Below are 14,001 nucleotides of genomic sequence, written 5' to 3'. Positions count from 1 at the left end.
TAAATTCTCTTGCTAAAAATGAAAAAAAGTGATAGAATATAACTCTGTGGGAAAAACTCACAACTTACGCAGGGCTCGACCTGCGTCATTAGTCCAAAAGGAGGAAAAATCAATGACAAAATACGAAATTCTTTACATTATTCGTCCAAACATTGAAGAAGAAGCAAAAGCTGCCCTCGTTGAACGTTTCGATGCAATCTTGACTGACAACGGTGCTGTAAATCTTGAGTCTAAAGACTGGGAAAAACGTAAACTCGCTTACGAAATCAACGATTTCCGCGAAGGTTTGTACCACATCGCTACTTTTGAAGCTGAAACAACTTCAGAAGCTTTGAGCGAATTTGACCGTCTTGCTAAGATCAATCTTGACATTCTTCGTCACATGATCGTTAAAGTTGAAGCTTAATAGCTTTTAGGAGAAGTTCATTATGATAAACAATGTTGTGTTAGTGGGACGCATTACTCGCGATCCTGAACTTCGTTATACCCCTCAAAATCAAGCTGTCGCTACGTTTTCTTTGGCGGTTAACCGTCAATTTAAAAATGCGAACGGTGAGCGTGAGGCTGATTTCATTAACTGTGTGATTTGGCGCCAACAAGCTGAAAATTTGGCAAATTGGGCTAAAAAAGGAGCGTTGGTAGGAATTACTGGGCGTATTCAAACGCGGAACTATGAAAATCAACAAGGTCAACGTGTTTATGTGACTGAGGTTGTGGCTGAGAGTTTCCAAATGTTGGAAAGTCGGTCTGCTCGTGACGGTATGAGTGGTGGAGCAGCGACTGGTTCATATTCTGCACCAAGTCAATCTGCAAACAATTCACGTCCGCAGGCGAACACTAACGCAGCACCGAATAATTTTGGGCGTGATGCTGACCCATTTGGCAGCTCACCAATGGAAATTTCGGATGATGATCTTCCATTCTAATACGTACTTGTAATTGACCCTAAAGCGCCTAATTACAAGATGGCAAAATTCTTTGGAACTTTTGCCTAACGTCTTACTCGCTTTTTAAGAAAAGCAAAATTGGCTTTTCGACAAAGCGTCGTATCCTAGAAAACTTTAATTGATAGGACATCTAAAAAATAATATAAGGAGAAATAAAATGGCACAACAACGTCGTGGCGGCTTCAAACGCCGTAAAAAAGTTGACTTCATCGCTGCAAACAAAATCGAAGTCGTTGACTACAAAGACACTGAACTTTTGAAACGTTTCATCTCAGAACGTGGTAAAATCTTGCCACGTCGCGTGACTGGTACATCTGCTAAAAACCAACGTAAAGTGGTTAACGCAATCAAACGCGCGCGCGTAATGGCTTTGCTTCCATTCGTAGCTGAAGACCAAAACTAAAAACCACTAGTCGTTAGTGCTTCGGCGCTTACGGTAGGGTTCATAAGCGAATATAAAAAAACCGCCTAGGCGGTTTTTTCTTTTGCTCTATTCGTTGGTGAGCTGGTCTTGTTTTGCACGAGTTTGAGGGGTGGTTTTTTGTAGAGAAATTACTGACGCGTTTTTTTCAGTGGTAAGCGTAAGGGTTTGTTGATTTGTTGAGTCCGGAGCGATTCGTCAGTGAAAAAGATGTTTTTGTCAGTAAATTTATGTTAAAATGGACAGATGATTGGATTGATGATAGGAGCAATCGGTTTGATTTTGCTGATGTATGGCATTTTTGTCGAGCCGCATTTGATGAAAGTGCGTCGAGTCAAAATAACCGCTCAGCAAGGTCTGAAAATTGCTCATTTTACAGATACACATTTTACTTGGCACACGACTTATCGTCGTTTTAAAAAATTTGCCAAAAATATGACGCTAGAAAAGCCAGACATCATCGTGTTTTCTGGTGATTTGTTTGACAAGGTGGCTTGGGCGAAGGGAAAAAATTGGGAGAAATTACTGACGCAATTGTCAGCATTAGACGCTCCGCTGGGCAAGTTTGCGGTCGTGGGCAATCATGATTTTGACGAAGAAAAATCGGCAGCTTTTGTCGAAGAATTTTTGCAAAAAGCAGGCTTTGTCGTCTTGAAAAATAGCAGCGTTTTGCTGGAACTTCCTCAAGGCAAAATCACGCTTTCGGGCGTGGATGACTGGCGAGAAGGTCAGCCCAATTTTGAACTTGCACCCGAAGTATCAGATTTTTCAATCTTGTTGATCCATGAGCCGGACACCGTTTTGGACATGAAAACCGTCAGCAAATTTGATTTGATTTTATCTGGTCATAGTCATGGTGGTCAGATTCGTTTGGGTAATTGGCGCCTGCACAATAATGGTTCAAGCAGCGCTGACAAAGGCATTTATCAGCTCAATGAGCGGACGCGACTTTACGTGAATTGTGGCATTGGTCTGACCTTTTTGCCTATTCGTTTTGGCGTTCCACCAGAAATTGTTTATTATGACCTTTAAAAAAGTCCGTCAAAATTACTGACGGACTTTTTTTATTGACTTTTTTACTGACGAAAATTTACGTCAGCATTTTCTCTGGCAAAAATCACATTTCGCGTGCCGTCATGATTGTTTCGCGGCCCATATTGTCCACCGCCCGATAGGCACTTGGCCATTTTGGGTTGAAAGGATAATCAAAATCAACGACAATCTTTGTTGGACTATTACCTTGAGAAAATTGAATCGAGAGCAAGCCCTGAGCATTGATAAGATCAAAATTGATCACAGGCTCCAACAAAAATACCCCTTTGAGATGATAATCAATAATAAACCAAAAGGCATCAATGACCTCTCCGGGAATCGACGCTACCGTGTCAAAACTCGCATAACGTCGCCGTGTATTAGAAAAAGCCATAACATCACATCCTTTCTTTCATCAAATAAAGGTCAAGAAATTCGAGAATTGCGAATTACTTTTCGGATTTCGCTCAATGTTTCCTCCGAACCGTCTTTCATTTTCATGCCATACATCATGAACAAGGCATCCAATAAACTGATTTGTGAAACCGTTGAAGCCACCGCTTCGGGCCGGAAAGAAATTTCCTCTGAAATCGAAATAAGCGCCACATCAGCCGCCTTAGCCAAAGCCGAGCTGGCAAAAGAAGTAATCGCAATAATCGGAACATCACGACTTTTCAAAATTTCCACTAAACGCATGGTGTCCTTGTTATTTCCAGTGTGTGAAATCACAAACGCACAATCTTTGCTCGTCAATTTTGCTGCCTGCATCTGCTGAAAATGAAAATCTTGATGATAAACGCAGTGCAAAGGCATCCGTAAAAACTTGTGAAAAGCAATCAAGGCCACGGCATTTGAGCCGCCAAGCCCGAAAAATCCACAGGTTTGCGCCGCCAACAAAAGTTTCATGCTCTGATTGAGCTGTTTTTCACTGACGAGATTCAAAGTGGAGGACAGCGAAGAGATATTACCATTAAAATTTTTCGTCAAAATTTCTTTATAATTATCCGTCGGTGAAAGTTCGCTGAAAAATTCATCCGTTGCTCTGGCGTCCGTCGCATGAATCGCCAATTTCAGCTCTTGAAAAGAATTAAAACCAATCTTTTTAGAAAATCTGGAAATCGTTGCCGTCGAAACATGAATTTCTTGAGCAAACTCTTGAATTGAAAGCAAAGCTGCACTATCAATATTGGCAATCAAATAATCAGAAATGGCCTGATCTGATTTGCTAAGGTTATCATAGTAACTCCGAATACGGCTAATAAGCGTCCGCGCCATACCAAGCCTCCTTCTAATTTGATTACATTATACCACAAAAACGACCCTCCGCTTCGCACAATCCTTTAGAAATAAAACAAAAAACAAGAAAAAGATTTACAAAAAATATTATTGACAATTGAAAATAAATTACGTATAATAGAATTAACAAAAATGAAAACGATAACATAAAGGAGAAACCAATGAAATTTGGAATGATTGGCCTAGGAAAAATGGGCATGAATCTCGTAAAAAACGCTGTCGACCATGATATCGAAGTCGTTGCCTACGATGTCGATCAAACGGCCTTAGCTCGCGTCAAAAATTATTCCGAGAAGATTACAGCAGTAGATAATCTAGAGAAATTACTGACGGAATTAAATCCGTCAGCAAATTCTCTCGGCCAATCGAGAATAATCTGGGTCATGGTGCCAGCGGGTGAGCCAACAAATTCAATCATTGAAACACTCAGTGAAAAAATGTCAGCAGGAGACATTTTGATTGACGGAGGCAATTCCAATTACAAAGACAACCTCAAACAAAATGAGATATTAAAAGCCAAAGGCATCAAATTCTTTGATGCAGGCACATCGGGCGGCACATCAGGCGCTCGCCAAGGCGGAAATTTCATGATTGGTGGTGACGATGAGCCAGCATGGCAACTTATCGAACCTCTATTTCAAGCCATTTCTCAAGAAAATGGTTACCTCTACACAGGGCGACTCGGAAGTGGTCATTACTTGAAAATGATTCATAACGGCATTGAGTACGGCATGATGCAGGCCATCGCAGAAGGATTTGAAATTTTGGAACACTCCCCTTTTGACTATGACTATGAAGCCGTCGCAAAACTCTGGAATCATGGCTCCGTCATTCGCAGTTGGCTCATGGAACTCGCTGAAGCACAATTCGCCAAAGATCCAAAACTAGAGCAAATTTTAGGACGCGTCCAAGCTTCAGGCGAAGGAAAGTGGACGGTTGAAGAAAGTTTGGACTTAAATGTCCCTGCCCCTATCATTGCGCTCTCACTCATGATGCGCAATCGCTCTTTGCAAGACGACACGATGACAGGTAAAGTGGTCGCAGCTCTGCGCAATGGCTTTGGTGGACACGAAATAGAACACAAATAGATAATATTATAGAAGAAAAGGAGAAAAAATGGACTATTTGATTGGCGTTGATTTAGGAACAACGGCGACAAAAGCAGTATTGTTTGAAAAAAATGGCAAGATTATCGCAAGCAGTAGCCAAGCCTACCCCCTTTATCGTGATGCAAGTGGTATGGCAGAAGAAGCACTAGAAGATATCTTTGAAGCCGTCCTAAGCGCAATCCGGGAAGTTGCCATCATTATAGAAGAAAACGATGAACTTTTAGCTATTTCTTTTAGCACACAAATGCACTCGCTTATCGCTTTTGATGAGAACTGGCAGCCCCTCACACGCCTTATCACTTGGGCGGATACCCGCGCCGTCAAATACACCGAGCAGCTCAAAGCCTCGAAAGTGGGATCAGAAATCTACCGCCGCACAGGCACACCCCTTCATCCAATGGCCCCTCTCTCCAAACTCATCTGGTTAAAAAATGACCGCCCAGACATCTACGAAAAAGCAGCCCACTATCTAGAACTCAAAGGTTATATCTTTTATCGCCTGTTTGCTGTTAATAAGATTGATTTATCAACAGCGACAGGAACAGGAATTTTCAATATTTTTGATCTTCAGTGGGACAAAGCAGCACTGGAAATCACAGGAGTAACCCCTGAGCAACTCCCCCAAGTCGTTGAACCCTACGAAATTGAGCAAAATCTTTCCGAAGATTTCGCCAAGCAAATGGGAATCCAGAGAAAAACAAAATTCGTTTGGGGAGCAGCCGATGGGCCTCTGTCAAACCTAGGCGTCAACGCTATCGCTCCCGGCGTTGCCGCAATAACCATCGGGACGTCTGGCGCTATTCGAGTTGTCACCGACAAACCTAAAACAGATGAAAAAGGTCGCACCTTCACTTATGCTTTGGATAGAGAGCATTGGGTAGTAGGAGGGCCCGTTAACTCTGGCGGAGACGTTTTTCGTTGGGTTCGAGACCAGATTTTTGAAGGAGAAATGAGCTTTGAAGAAGTGACAGCACTCGCCACAAAAGTTTCAGCGGGAGCTGACGGGCTACTTTTTCATCCCTATCTTGGAGGAGAACGTGCTCCGATTTGGGACGCCAATGCTCGAGGGTCATTTTTTGGCCTAAATTATGGACACAATCGAAACCACATGGCTCGCAGTGTACTTGAAGGAATCGTCTTCAATCTCTACACAGTTGCTCTAAGCCTTGTTGAAGTTGTCGGTGATTTAAACATGATTCAAGCCACGGGAGGCTTTACAAGTTCCAAGCTCTGGACGCAGATTATGGCAGATATTTTTGAACAACCCATCAACGTTTCGGAAAGCCGAGAAGCAGGTTGTTTAGCCGCAGTAGTGATGGCTGAAAAAGCATTGGGCATGATCGACGACTTAGGAGAAATAAGCACAATGATTGGAAATAATCAAACCTATCTACCCAATCCAGAAAATGTTGCGCGCTATCGCGAACTAAGTCCGATTTTCATTCGCCTCTCGCATACCTTAGGCTTAGAATATGAAAATATCTCTGACTTCCAACGCCGATTTAAAGCCAATAAATAAATTTCCAAAAGGCTCAACGACAGCTTAAAAAATAACGTTGAGCTAAATTTAAAAATCAGAATGTAAGCGCAAGCATACAATCTGCTAGATGGTTTGAAAGGAAAAATAAATGCTTGATTTACTCGTCTTATTTGGCGGAGTCTTGATTCTTTTATTGATGATTATCAAATTTAAGATTAACACCTTTGTCTCATTAATTGTCGTTTCGGTTTTAATTGGTTTGGGCTTAGGAATGCCACTGGGGCAAATCCCTGTTTCTATTCAAAACGGAATAGGCAGCTCTTTAGGAGAGCTGGCCATCGTCTTTGGTTTTGGAGCGATGCTTGGCCGTCTAATTGCCGATGCTGGTGGCGCCTACCGGATTGCCAGAACATTGATTGACTATTTTGGGAAAAAGAGAATTCAATGGGCAATCATGGTTGCCAGCTTTATCATTGGGGTTGCTTTGTTCTTTGAAGTAGGAATGGTTTTGCTTATTCCCATCGTTTTCGCGGTAGCATTGGAAGCCTCAGTTCCTCTGATTTATCTCGGAATTCCAATGACTGCTGGCTTGTCCGTAACACATGGATTTTTACCACCTCACCCAGCACCTACGGCAATTGCAGGTGTTTTAGGGGCAAATCCAGGAACTGTCCTGCTTTACGGGATTGTTGCGGCTGTTCCTACCGTTATCATTGCAGGCCCTGTCTTTACAAAAATTGCTAAAAAATGGGTTCCTGAAGCTTTTGTTGTCAAAAGTAAGTTGTCTGCCTTCGGTGAAATTAAAAAATGGAAATTAGAAGAAACACCAGGTTTTGGAATTTCCATTTTGACAGCACTGATGCCGGTAATTTTGATGGCAATTAGTACAATATACTCCATTGTAACCAATGATGGTAAACCCTATACGGCCATTACAAGTAGTAGTATCAAAGCTGGTAAAGTTGTGACGATCACCAAATATCCGGAGCATTTAATCGAAAATATAATGATGTTCATAGGCAATCCAGTTTCAGCGATGATTCTCTCATTATTATTTGCTTTATTTACAATGGGATGGCTCCAACGCAAGGATCACTCTGAAATCGCCAACTCCATTGCAGATTCCATAAAATCAATTTCCATGCTTCTTTTAGTCATCGGAGGTGGCGCAGCGCTAAAACAAGTCCTTATTGACGGAGGGATATCCTCCCAAATTGCAAGTATGTTTAAAGATTCATCACTTTCACCATTGCTCCTTGCTTGGATAATCGCCGTTATTTTGAGAATTTCATTAGGATCAGCAACTGTTGCTGCATTGACCGCGGCAGGTTTAGTTCAGCCTATGCTTGCTACTGCATCTCCAAATACAGCAGCTCTAATGGTTCTCGCGATTGGAGCAGGATCAATTGCTGCTTCTCATGTCAACGGTGCAGGATTTTGGATGTTTAAAGAATACTTTGATTTAGATGTGAAACAAACATTGAAAACATGGACAGTCTTGGAAACAATTATCGCAGTAGTAGGTTTAGGAATGGTTATGTTGATGAATATCTGGATTCACTAAAAAACAAGTCAATTTTGACTTGTTTTTTTAATTTCACAAACTGAGTCAGGGTAAGGAAGAAAAGGGATACAGGAGCGGGTAAAAAGCGAACGAAACTAAAAAAAGTGAGAAGGAATACATTTAATCCTTGACAAAGGGAGGGGGGTTTGATAGAATATAATAGTTGTCGCAAGAGACGAGGGTCTTGAAGCGAGCTAGACCATTGAAAACTGAATAAAGAAGAATGACTCATGTGATGTCGAAAGACATCAAAAAATCTGTCAATCAATAATGAAAGACAAGCCAGTCACATTAGTGTGACTTAAATACTTTATTTGAGAGTTTGATCCTGGCTCAGGACGAACGCTGGCGGCGTGCCTAATACATGCAAGTTGAGCGATGCGGTTTGGTGCTTGCACTAAACCAAAGAGCAGCGAACGGGTGAGTAACGCGTGGGAAATCTGCCTTTGAGCGGGGACAACATTTGGAAACGAATGCTAATACCGCATAACAGCTAGGGACACATGTTCTAAGCTTGAAAGAAACAATTGTTTCACTCAAAGATGATCCCGCGTTGTATTAGCTAGTTGGTGAGGTAAAGGCTCACCAAGGCGATGATACATAGCCGACCTGAGAGGGTGATCGGCCACATTGGGACTGAGACACGGCCCAAACTCCTACGGGAGGCAGCAGTAGGGAATCTTCGGCAATGGACGAAAGTCTGACCGAGCAACGCCGCGTGAGTGAAGAAGGTTTTCGGATCGTAAAACTCTGTTGTGAGAGAAGAACGACGAGGAGAGTGGAAAGCTCCTCGTGTGACGGTATCTCACCAGAAAGGGACGGCTAACTACGTGCCAGCAGCCGCGGTAATACGTAGGTCCCGAGCGTTGTCCGGATTTATTGGGCGTAAAGCGAGCGCAGGTGGTTTATTAAGTCTGGTGTAAAAGGCAGTGGCTCAACCATTGTATGCATTGGAAACTGGTAGACTTGAGTGCAGGAGAGGAGAGTGGAATTCCATGTGTAGCGGTGAAATGCGTAGATATATGGAGGAACACCGGTGGCGAAAGCGGCTCTCTGGCCTGTAACTGACACTGAGGCTCGAAAGCGTGGGGAGCAAACAGGATTAGATACCCTGGTAGTCCACGCCGTAAACGATGAGTGCTAGATGTAGGGAGCTATAAGTTCTCTGTATCGCAGCTAACGCAATAAGCACTCCGCCTGGGGAGTACGACCGCAAGGTTGAAACTCAAAGGAATTGACGGGGGCCCGCACAAGCGGTGGAGCATGTGGTTTAATTCGAAGCAACGCGAAGAACCTTACCAGGTCTTGACATACTCGTGCTATTCCTAGAGATAGGAAGTTCCTTCGGGACACGGGATACAGGTGGTGCATGGTTGTCGTCAGCTCGTGTCGTGAGATGTTGGGTTAAGTCCCGCAACGAGCGCAACCCCTATTGTTAGTTGCCATCATTAAGTTGGGCACTCTAACGAGACTGCCGGTGATAAACCGGAGGAAGGTGGGGATGACGTCAAATCATCATGCCCCTTATGACCTGGGCTACACACGTGCTACAATGGATGGTACAACGAGTCGCGAGACAGTGATGTTTAGCTAATCTCTTAAAACCATTCTCAGTTCGGATTGTAGGCTGCAACTCGCCTACATGAAGTCGGAATCGCTAGTAATCGCGGATCAGCACGCCGCGGTGAATACGTTCCCGGGCCTTGTACACACCGCCCGTCACACCACGGGAGTTGGGAGTACCCGAAGTTGGTTGCCTAACCGCAAGGAGGGCGCTACCTAAGGTAAGACCGATGACTGGGGTGAAGTCGTAACAAGGTAGCCGTATCGGAAGGTGCGGCTGGATCACCTCCTTTCTAAGGAATATATACAAAGACGTGAGCATTCAACTTTATTCAGTTTTGAGGGGTTTAGTAGAAAACCTATACAAGAATCAATTTCTTGATTGTGGGGCCTTAGCTCAGCTGGGAGAGCGCCTGCTTTGCACGCAGGAGGTCAGCGGTTCGATCCCGCTAGGCTCCATTGTCAGACAAGACGTTAAAATCACTTGAACATTGAAAACTAAATAACAATATCTAATAACGATAAAATAAACCAAAAGCTGTGAATTTTAAAGAATTTACAAACTTATACTTGAAAAAAGATGATTAAATTCATCATGGCAAAGTTAATAAGGGCGCACGGTGGATGCCTTGGCACTAAGAGCCGAAGAAGGACGTGACTAACGACGATATTCGAGGGGGAGCAGTAAGTACGCATTGATCCCTCGGTCTCCGAATGGGGAAACCCAGCTGCTACTAGCAGTTATCCGTAAGTGAATACATAGCTTACGTGAAGGTAACGCAGAGAACTGAAACATCTAAGTACCTGCAGGAAGAGAAAGTAAAAACGATTTCGTAAGTAGCGGCGAGCGAACGCGAAGAAGGGCAAACCAAGAAGCTTGCTTCTTGGGGTTGTAGGACTGCAACGTGGACTTAAGCATTATAGTCGAATAACCTGGGAAGGTTAATCAAAGAGGGTAATAATCCCGTAGACGAAATAGCGCTTATACCTAGCAGTATCCTGAGTAGGGCTGGACACGCGAAATCCAGTTTGAATCCGGGAGGACCATCTCCCAACCCTAAATACTCCTTAGTGACCGATAGTGAACCAGTACCGTGAGGGAAAGGTGAAAAGAACCCCGTGAGGGGAGTGAAATAGCACCTGAAACCGTGTGCCTACAAGAAGTTCGAGCCCGTTAATGGGTGAGAGCGTGCCTTTTGTAGAATGAACCGGCGAGTTATGTTATGATGCGAGGTTAAGTTGAAGAGACGGAGCCGTAGCGAAAGCGAGTCTGAATAGGGCGCTTTAGTATCATGATGTAGACCCGAAACCTAGTGACCTATCCATGAGCAGGGTGAAGGTGTGGTAAGACACACTGGAGGCCCGAACCAGGACACGTTGAAAAGTGTTTGGATGACTTGTGGATAGCGGAGAAATTCCAAACGAACTGGGAGATAGCTGGTTCTCTCCGAAATAGCTTTAGGGCTAGCGTCGAAATGTAAGTGTATTGGAGGTAGAGCACTGTTTGGGTGAGGGGTCCATCTCGGATTACCAATCTCAGATAAACTCCGAATGCTAATACACATGTTCGGCAGTCAGACTGCGAGTGCTAAGATCCGTAGTCGAAAGGGAAACAGCCCAGACCAACAGCTAAGGTCCCAAAATATATGTTAAGTGGAAAAGGATGTGGGGTTGCACAGACAACTAGGATGTTAGCTCAGAAGCAGCTATCATTCAAAGAGTGCGTAATAGCTCACTAGTCGAGTGACCCTGCGCCGAAAATGTACCGGGGCTAAACATATTACCGAAGCTTTGGATTGATTTTAAATCAATGGTAGGAGAGCGTTCTTAACCGCGATGAAGGTATACCGTGAGGAGTGCTGGAGCGTTAAGAAGTGAGAATGCCGGTATGAGTAGCGCAAGATAAGTGAGAATCTTATCCACCGTAAGACTAAGGTTTCCAGGGGAAGGCTCGTCCGCCCTGGGTTAGTCGGGACCTAAGGCGAGGCCGAAAGGCGTAGTCGATGGACAACTGGTTGATATTCCAGTACTAGATATGATCGTGATGGAGGGACGCAGTAGGCTAACGGATGCCAGTTAATGGATTCTGGTCTAAGCAGTGAGGTGTGAGATGTGTCAAATGCATGTTTCTCTAACATTGAGCTGTGATGGGGAAGCAACTACGGTTGCGAACTCCGTGATGTCACACTGCCAAGAAAAGCTTCTAGCGTAAAGTCATATCTACCCGTACCGCAAACCGACACAGGTAGTCGAGGCGAGTAGCCTCAGGTGATCGAGAGAACTCTCGTTAAGGAACTCGGCAAAATAGCCCCGTAACTTCGGGAGAAGGGGTGCTGGTGTAACAGCCAGCCGCAGTGAATAGGCCCAAGCAACTGTTTATCAAAAACACAGCTCTCTGCTAAACCGCAAGGTGATGTATAGGGGGTGACGCCTGCCCGGTGCTGGAAGGTTAAGAGGAGGTGTTAGCGTAAGCGAAGCACTGAATTGAAGCCCCAGTAAACGGCGGCCGTAACTATAACGGTCCTAAGGTAGCGAAATTCCTTGTCGGGTAAGTTCCGACCCGCACGAAAGGCGTAATGATTTGGGCACTGTCTCAACGAGAGACTCGGTGAAATTTTAGTACCTGTGAAGATGCAGGTTACCCGCGACAGGACGGAAAGACCCCATGGAGCTTTACTGTAGTTTGATATTGAGTACCTGTAAGTCATGTACAGGATAGGTAGGAGCCATTGAAATCAGGACGCTAGTTTTGATTGAGGCGCTGTTGGGATACTACCCTTGACTTATGGTTACTCTAACCCGCTGGCATAATCGGCCAGGGAGACAGTGTCTGACGGACAGTTTGACTGGGGCGGTCGCCTCCTAAAGAGTAACGGAGGCGCTCAAAGGTTGGCTCAGATTGGTTGGAAATCAATCGTAGAGTGTAAAGGTAAAAGCCAGCTTGACTGCGAGAGCTACAACTCGAGCAGGTAGGAAACTAGGACTTAGTGATCCGGTGGTACCGCATGGAAGGGCCATCGCTCAACGGATAAAAGCTACCCTGGGGATAACAGGCTTATCTCCCCCAAGAGTTCACATCGACGGGGAGGTTTGGCACCTCGATGTCGGCTCGTCGCATCCTGGGGCTGTAGTCGGTCCCAAGGGTTGGGCTGTTCGCCCATTAAAGCGGCACGCGAGCTGGGTTCAGAACGTCGTGAGACAGTTCGGTCCCTATCCGTCGCGGGCGTAGGTAATTTGAGAGGATCTGTCCTTAGTACGAGAGGACCGGGATGGACTTACCGCTGGTGTACCAGTTGTCTCGCCAGAGGCACGGCTGGATAGCTATGTAGGGAAGGGATAAGCGCTGAAAGCATCTAAGTGCGAAGCCCACCTCAAGATGAGATTACCCATTCGTAAGAATTAAGAGCCCAGAGAGATGATCTGGTAGATAGGCTGGAAGTGGAAGCCCTGTGAGGGGTGTAGCGGACCAGTACTAATCGCTCGAGGACTTTACCAAAAGAGTCAAATATAAAAAGCTTAAGGTTAAGCGTTAGAAGAAGTGTTATTTAGTTTTGAATGTTCAAAGTAACATTTAAAGATTTGGTCATCATAGTGATGGAGATACACCTGTTCCCATGTCGAACACAGCAGTTAAGTCCATCTACGGCGGAAGTACTTGGGGGTTGCCCCCTGGGAGATAGGCTCGTGGCCAAGTTAAGTGAAGAAGCTAAGGCTTCTTTTTTTATTGCCTTCAAAAAACCCTAGCAGAGGGCTAGGGTTCAAATGTATAGTCGCGCAGTGCCGAATTGATGTCGTCGTAGTCGAATCCTTTTCTTGCAAGTGCTTGGGTGATTTTTTGTTTTCTTTCATATCCGTCGTAACTGCGGCTGTAGCGCTTGGCGACTTTGTCTAGCTCTGTATAGAGAAGTTCTGTTTCATTTTCTTCATCGGCAGTTAGGGCAAGAGAATCAAGGGAGATGCTACTGATTGAGTAGGAAAAACCTTTATTCATCAGGCTTTGGAGGATTTTTTGTTTGAGTTGATTGAGGGTGAGGCGATGAGCGGAGCTACGGACGAGTTTTTCTGCTAATTTGTAGGCCACTTCGATTTGTTCTTCTTCGTTATAAAATTCATCTAAGGCTTGGGTGATGAGGTTATTGTCAATGCCTTTAGTTAAAAGTTTTTGTTTAATTTGATAAGGTCCTGAACTTGCCATCGAAATTTTTCCTTGGATGAAATTTTCGGCATAGGATAAGTCATTGATGAGGTTATTTTCGATGAGTACGGCAATGATTTGCTCAATTTGTTCGGAAGGGATGTCGTGTTCTTGAAGGTATTTTTTGACTTCTGTGCTGGTGCGCATCTTGAATGAAATGTAGTAGAGGGCTAATGATTTTCCTTGAGCAAAGTGATCAAAAGTGGTGATTTCGGTAAGTTCTTCTTGGCTGAGGCTTTTGTCAACATTGAGAAAGAAATGAACGATGGTGTCTTCACAGACATAAATTTTTTCTTGTTCAAGGTCGCAAAGGTCAATTCGGTAGAGGCGTTTTAATTTTTTAATTGCTGTAATTTTTCCCATATCACTATTATATACGAAAAAATGACTGAAT

General features: G+C 44.3%; 10 protein-coding genes, 1 tRNA gene and 3 rRNA genes. 11 read left to right on the top strand and 3 right to left on the bottom strand.

Translation table 11 applies throughout. The features are described from left to right. Window positions 1–112 precede the first annotated feature (112 nt). From rpsF to EQJ87_RS07685, 4 genes are all read left to right on the top strand, one after another. Window positions 113–406: a 30S ribosomal protein S6 gene (rpsF, locus tag EQJ87_RS07700; protein WP_130124060.1), complete on the top strand. Its 294-nt coding sequence runs from the start codon at window positions 113–115 to the stop codon at window positions 404–406. Window positions 407–428: 22 nt separating this feature from the next. Next, window positions 429–926: a single-stranded DNA-binding protein gene (locus EQJ87_RS07695; RefSeq protein ID WP_130124059.1), complete on the top strand. Its 498-nt coding sequence runs from the start codon at window positions 429–431 to the stop codon at window positions 924–926. A gap of 178 nt (window positions 927–1,104) precedes the next feature. Then, window positions 1,105–1,350: a 30S ribosomal protein S18 gene (gene rpsR / locus EQJ87_RS07690; RefSeq protein WP_003131952.1), complete on the top strand. Its 246-nt coding sequence runs from the start codon at window positions 1,105–1,107 to the stop codon at window positions 1,348–1,350. 264 nt (window positions 1,351–1,614) lie between these two features. After that, window positions 1,615–2,400 (top strand): metallophosphoesterase, encoded by a 786-nt coding sequence (locus tag EQJ87_RS07685; RefSeq protein WP_130124058.1) that lies wholly within the window; start codon window positions 1,615–1,617, stop codon window positions 2,398–2,400. An 85-nt stretch (window positions 2,401–2,485) separates the two neighbouring features. Here the strand turns inward: EQJ87_RS07685 and EQJ87_RS07680 are convergent, their stop codons facing one another. Both EQJ87_RS07680 and EQJ87_RS07675 read right to left on the bottom strand, forming a co-directional pair. Beyond that, window positions 2,486–2,794 (bottom strand): DUF960 domain-containing protein, encoded by a 309-nt coding sequence (locus EQJ87_RS07680; protein WP_130124057.1) that lies wholly within the window; start codon window positions 2,792–2,794, stop codon window positions 2,486–2,488. Window positions 2,795–2,826: 32 nt separating this feature from the next. After that, the gene (locus tag EQJ87_RS07675) at window positions 2,827–3,675 is read right to left on the bottom strand and encodes a MurR/RpiR family transcriptional regulator (protein ID WP_130124056.1); all 849 of its coding nucleotides are present in this window, start codon (window positions 3,673–3,675) and stop codon (window positions 2,827–2,829) included. Between the two features lie 182 nt (window positions 3,676–3,857). Between EQJ87_RS07675 and gnd the strand changes: the two genes are divergently transcribed. The 7 genes from gnd (at window position 3,858) to rrf (ending at window position 13,106) form a co-directional block, all read left to right on the top strand. After that, on the top strand, window positions 3,858–4,784 hold the full coding sequence (gene gnd, locus EQJ87_RS07670) for a phosphogluconate dehydrogenase (NAD(+)-dependent, decarboxylating) (RefSeq protein ID WP_130124055.1): 927 nt from the start codon (window positions 3,858–3,860) through the stop codon (window positions 4,782–4,784). A 28-nt stretch (window positions 4,785–4,812) separates the two neighbouring features. Beyond that, window positions 4,813–6,324, top strand: a complete 1,512-nt coding sequence (gene gntK / locus EQJ87_RS07665; protein ID WP_130124054.1) for a gluconokinase — start codon at window positions 4,813–4,815, stop codon at window positions 6,322–6,324. Between the two features lie 109 nt (window positions 6,325–6,433). Continuing rightward, a complete protein-coding gene (locus EQJ87_RS07660; protein ID WP_130124053.1) occupies window positions 6,434–7,849 on the top strand; it encodes a gluconate:H+ symporter in 1,416 nt (471 codons plus the stop codon). A gap of 310 nt (window positions 7,850–8,159) precedes the next feature. After that, window positions 8,160–9,705, top strand: a 16S ribosomal RNA gene (locus EQJ87_RS07655). 93 nt (window positions 9,706–9,798) lie between these two features. Further along, window positions 9,799–9,871 (top strand) — tRNA-Ala (locus EQJ87_RS07650). 138 nt (window positions 9,872–10,009) lie between these two features. Further along, window positions 10,010–12,908 (top strand): 23S ribosomal RNA (locus EQJ87_RS07645). Between the two features lie 82 nt (window positions 12,909–12,990). Continuing rightward, window positions 12,991–13,106: ribosomal RNA gene (gene rrf / locus EQJ87_RS07640) — 5S ribosomal RNA — on the top strand. The 16S, 23S and 5S rRNA genes sit together here with 1 tRNA gene alongside, the layout of an rRNA operon. 57 nt (window positions 13,107–13,163) lie before the next feature. Here the strand turns inward: rrf and recX are convergent. Beyond that, a complete protein-coding gene (recX, locus tag EQJ87_RS07635) occupies window positions 13,164–13,970 on the bottom strand; it encodes a recombination regulator RecX (RefSeq protein ID WP_130124052.1) in 807 nt (268 codons plus the stop codon). Between the last annotated feature and the right edge of the window lie 31 nt (window positions 13,971–14,001).

Origin of the sequence: Lactococcus sp. S-13, from assembly GCF_004210295.1 — a bacterium.
In the GTDB taxonomy this organism is placed as follows: Bacteria; Bacillota; Bacilli; order Lactobacillales; family Streptococcaceae; genus Lactococcus.
Note: the sequence above shows the minus strand (reverse complement) of the source record. Positions and strands in the feature narration are given on the sequence as shown.

What these genes read in the sequence shown, in the direction of transcription:
- rpsF (WP_130124060.1), top strand. Translation starts at nt 113, where the DNA reads ATGACAAAATACGAAATTCTTTACATTATTCGTCCAAACATTGAAGAA.
- EQJ87_RS07695 (WP_130124059.1), top strand. Translation starts at nt 429, where the DNA reads ATGATAAACAATGTTGTGTTAGTGGGACGCATTACTCGCGATCCTGAA.
- rpsR (WP_003131952.1), top strand. Translation starts at nt 1,105, where the DNA reads ATGGCACAACAACGTCGTGGCGGCTTCAAACGCCGTAAAAAAGTTGAC.
- EQJ87_RS07685 (WP_130124058.1), top strand. Translation starts at nt 1,615, where the DNA reads ATGATTGGATTGATGATAGGAGCAATCGGTTTGATTTTGCTGATGTAT.
- EQJ87_RS07680 (WP_130124057.1), bottom strand. Translation starts at nt 2,794, where the DNA reads ATGGCTTTTTCTAATACACGGCGACGTTATGCGAGTTTTGACACGGTA.
- EQJ87_RS07675 (WP_130124056.1), bottom strand. Translation starts at nt 3,675, where the DNA reads ATGGCGCGGACGCTTATTAGCCGTATTCGGAGTTACTATGATAACCTT.
- gnd (WP_130124055.1), top strand. Translation starts at nt 3,858, where the DNA reads ATGAAATTTGGAATGATTGGCCTAGGAAAAATGGGCATGAATCTCGTA.
- gntK (WP_130124054.1), top strand. Translation starts at nt 4,813, where the DNA reads ATGGACTATTTGATTGGCGTTGATTTAGGAACAACGGCGACAAAAGCA.
- EQJ87_RS07660 (WP_130124053.1), top strand. Translation starts at nt 6,434, where the DNA reads ATGCTTGATTTACTCGTCTTATTTGGCGGAGTCTTGATTCTTTTATTG.
- recX (WP_130124052.1), bottom strand. Translation starts at nt 13,970, where the DNA reads ATGGGAAAAATTACAGCAATTAAAAAATTAAAACGCCTCTACCGAATT.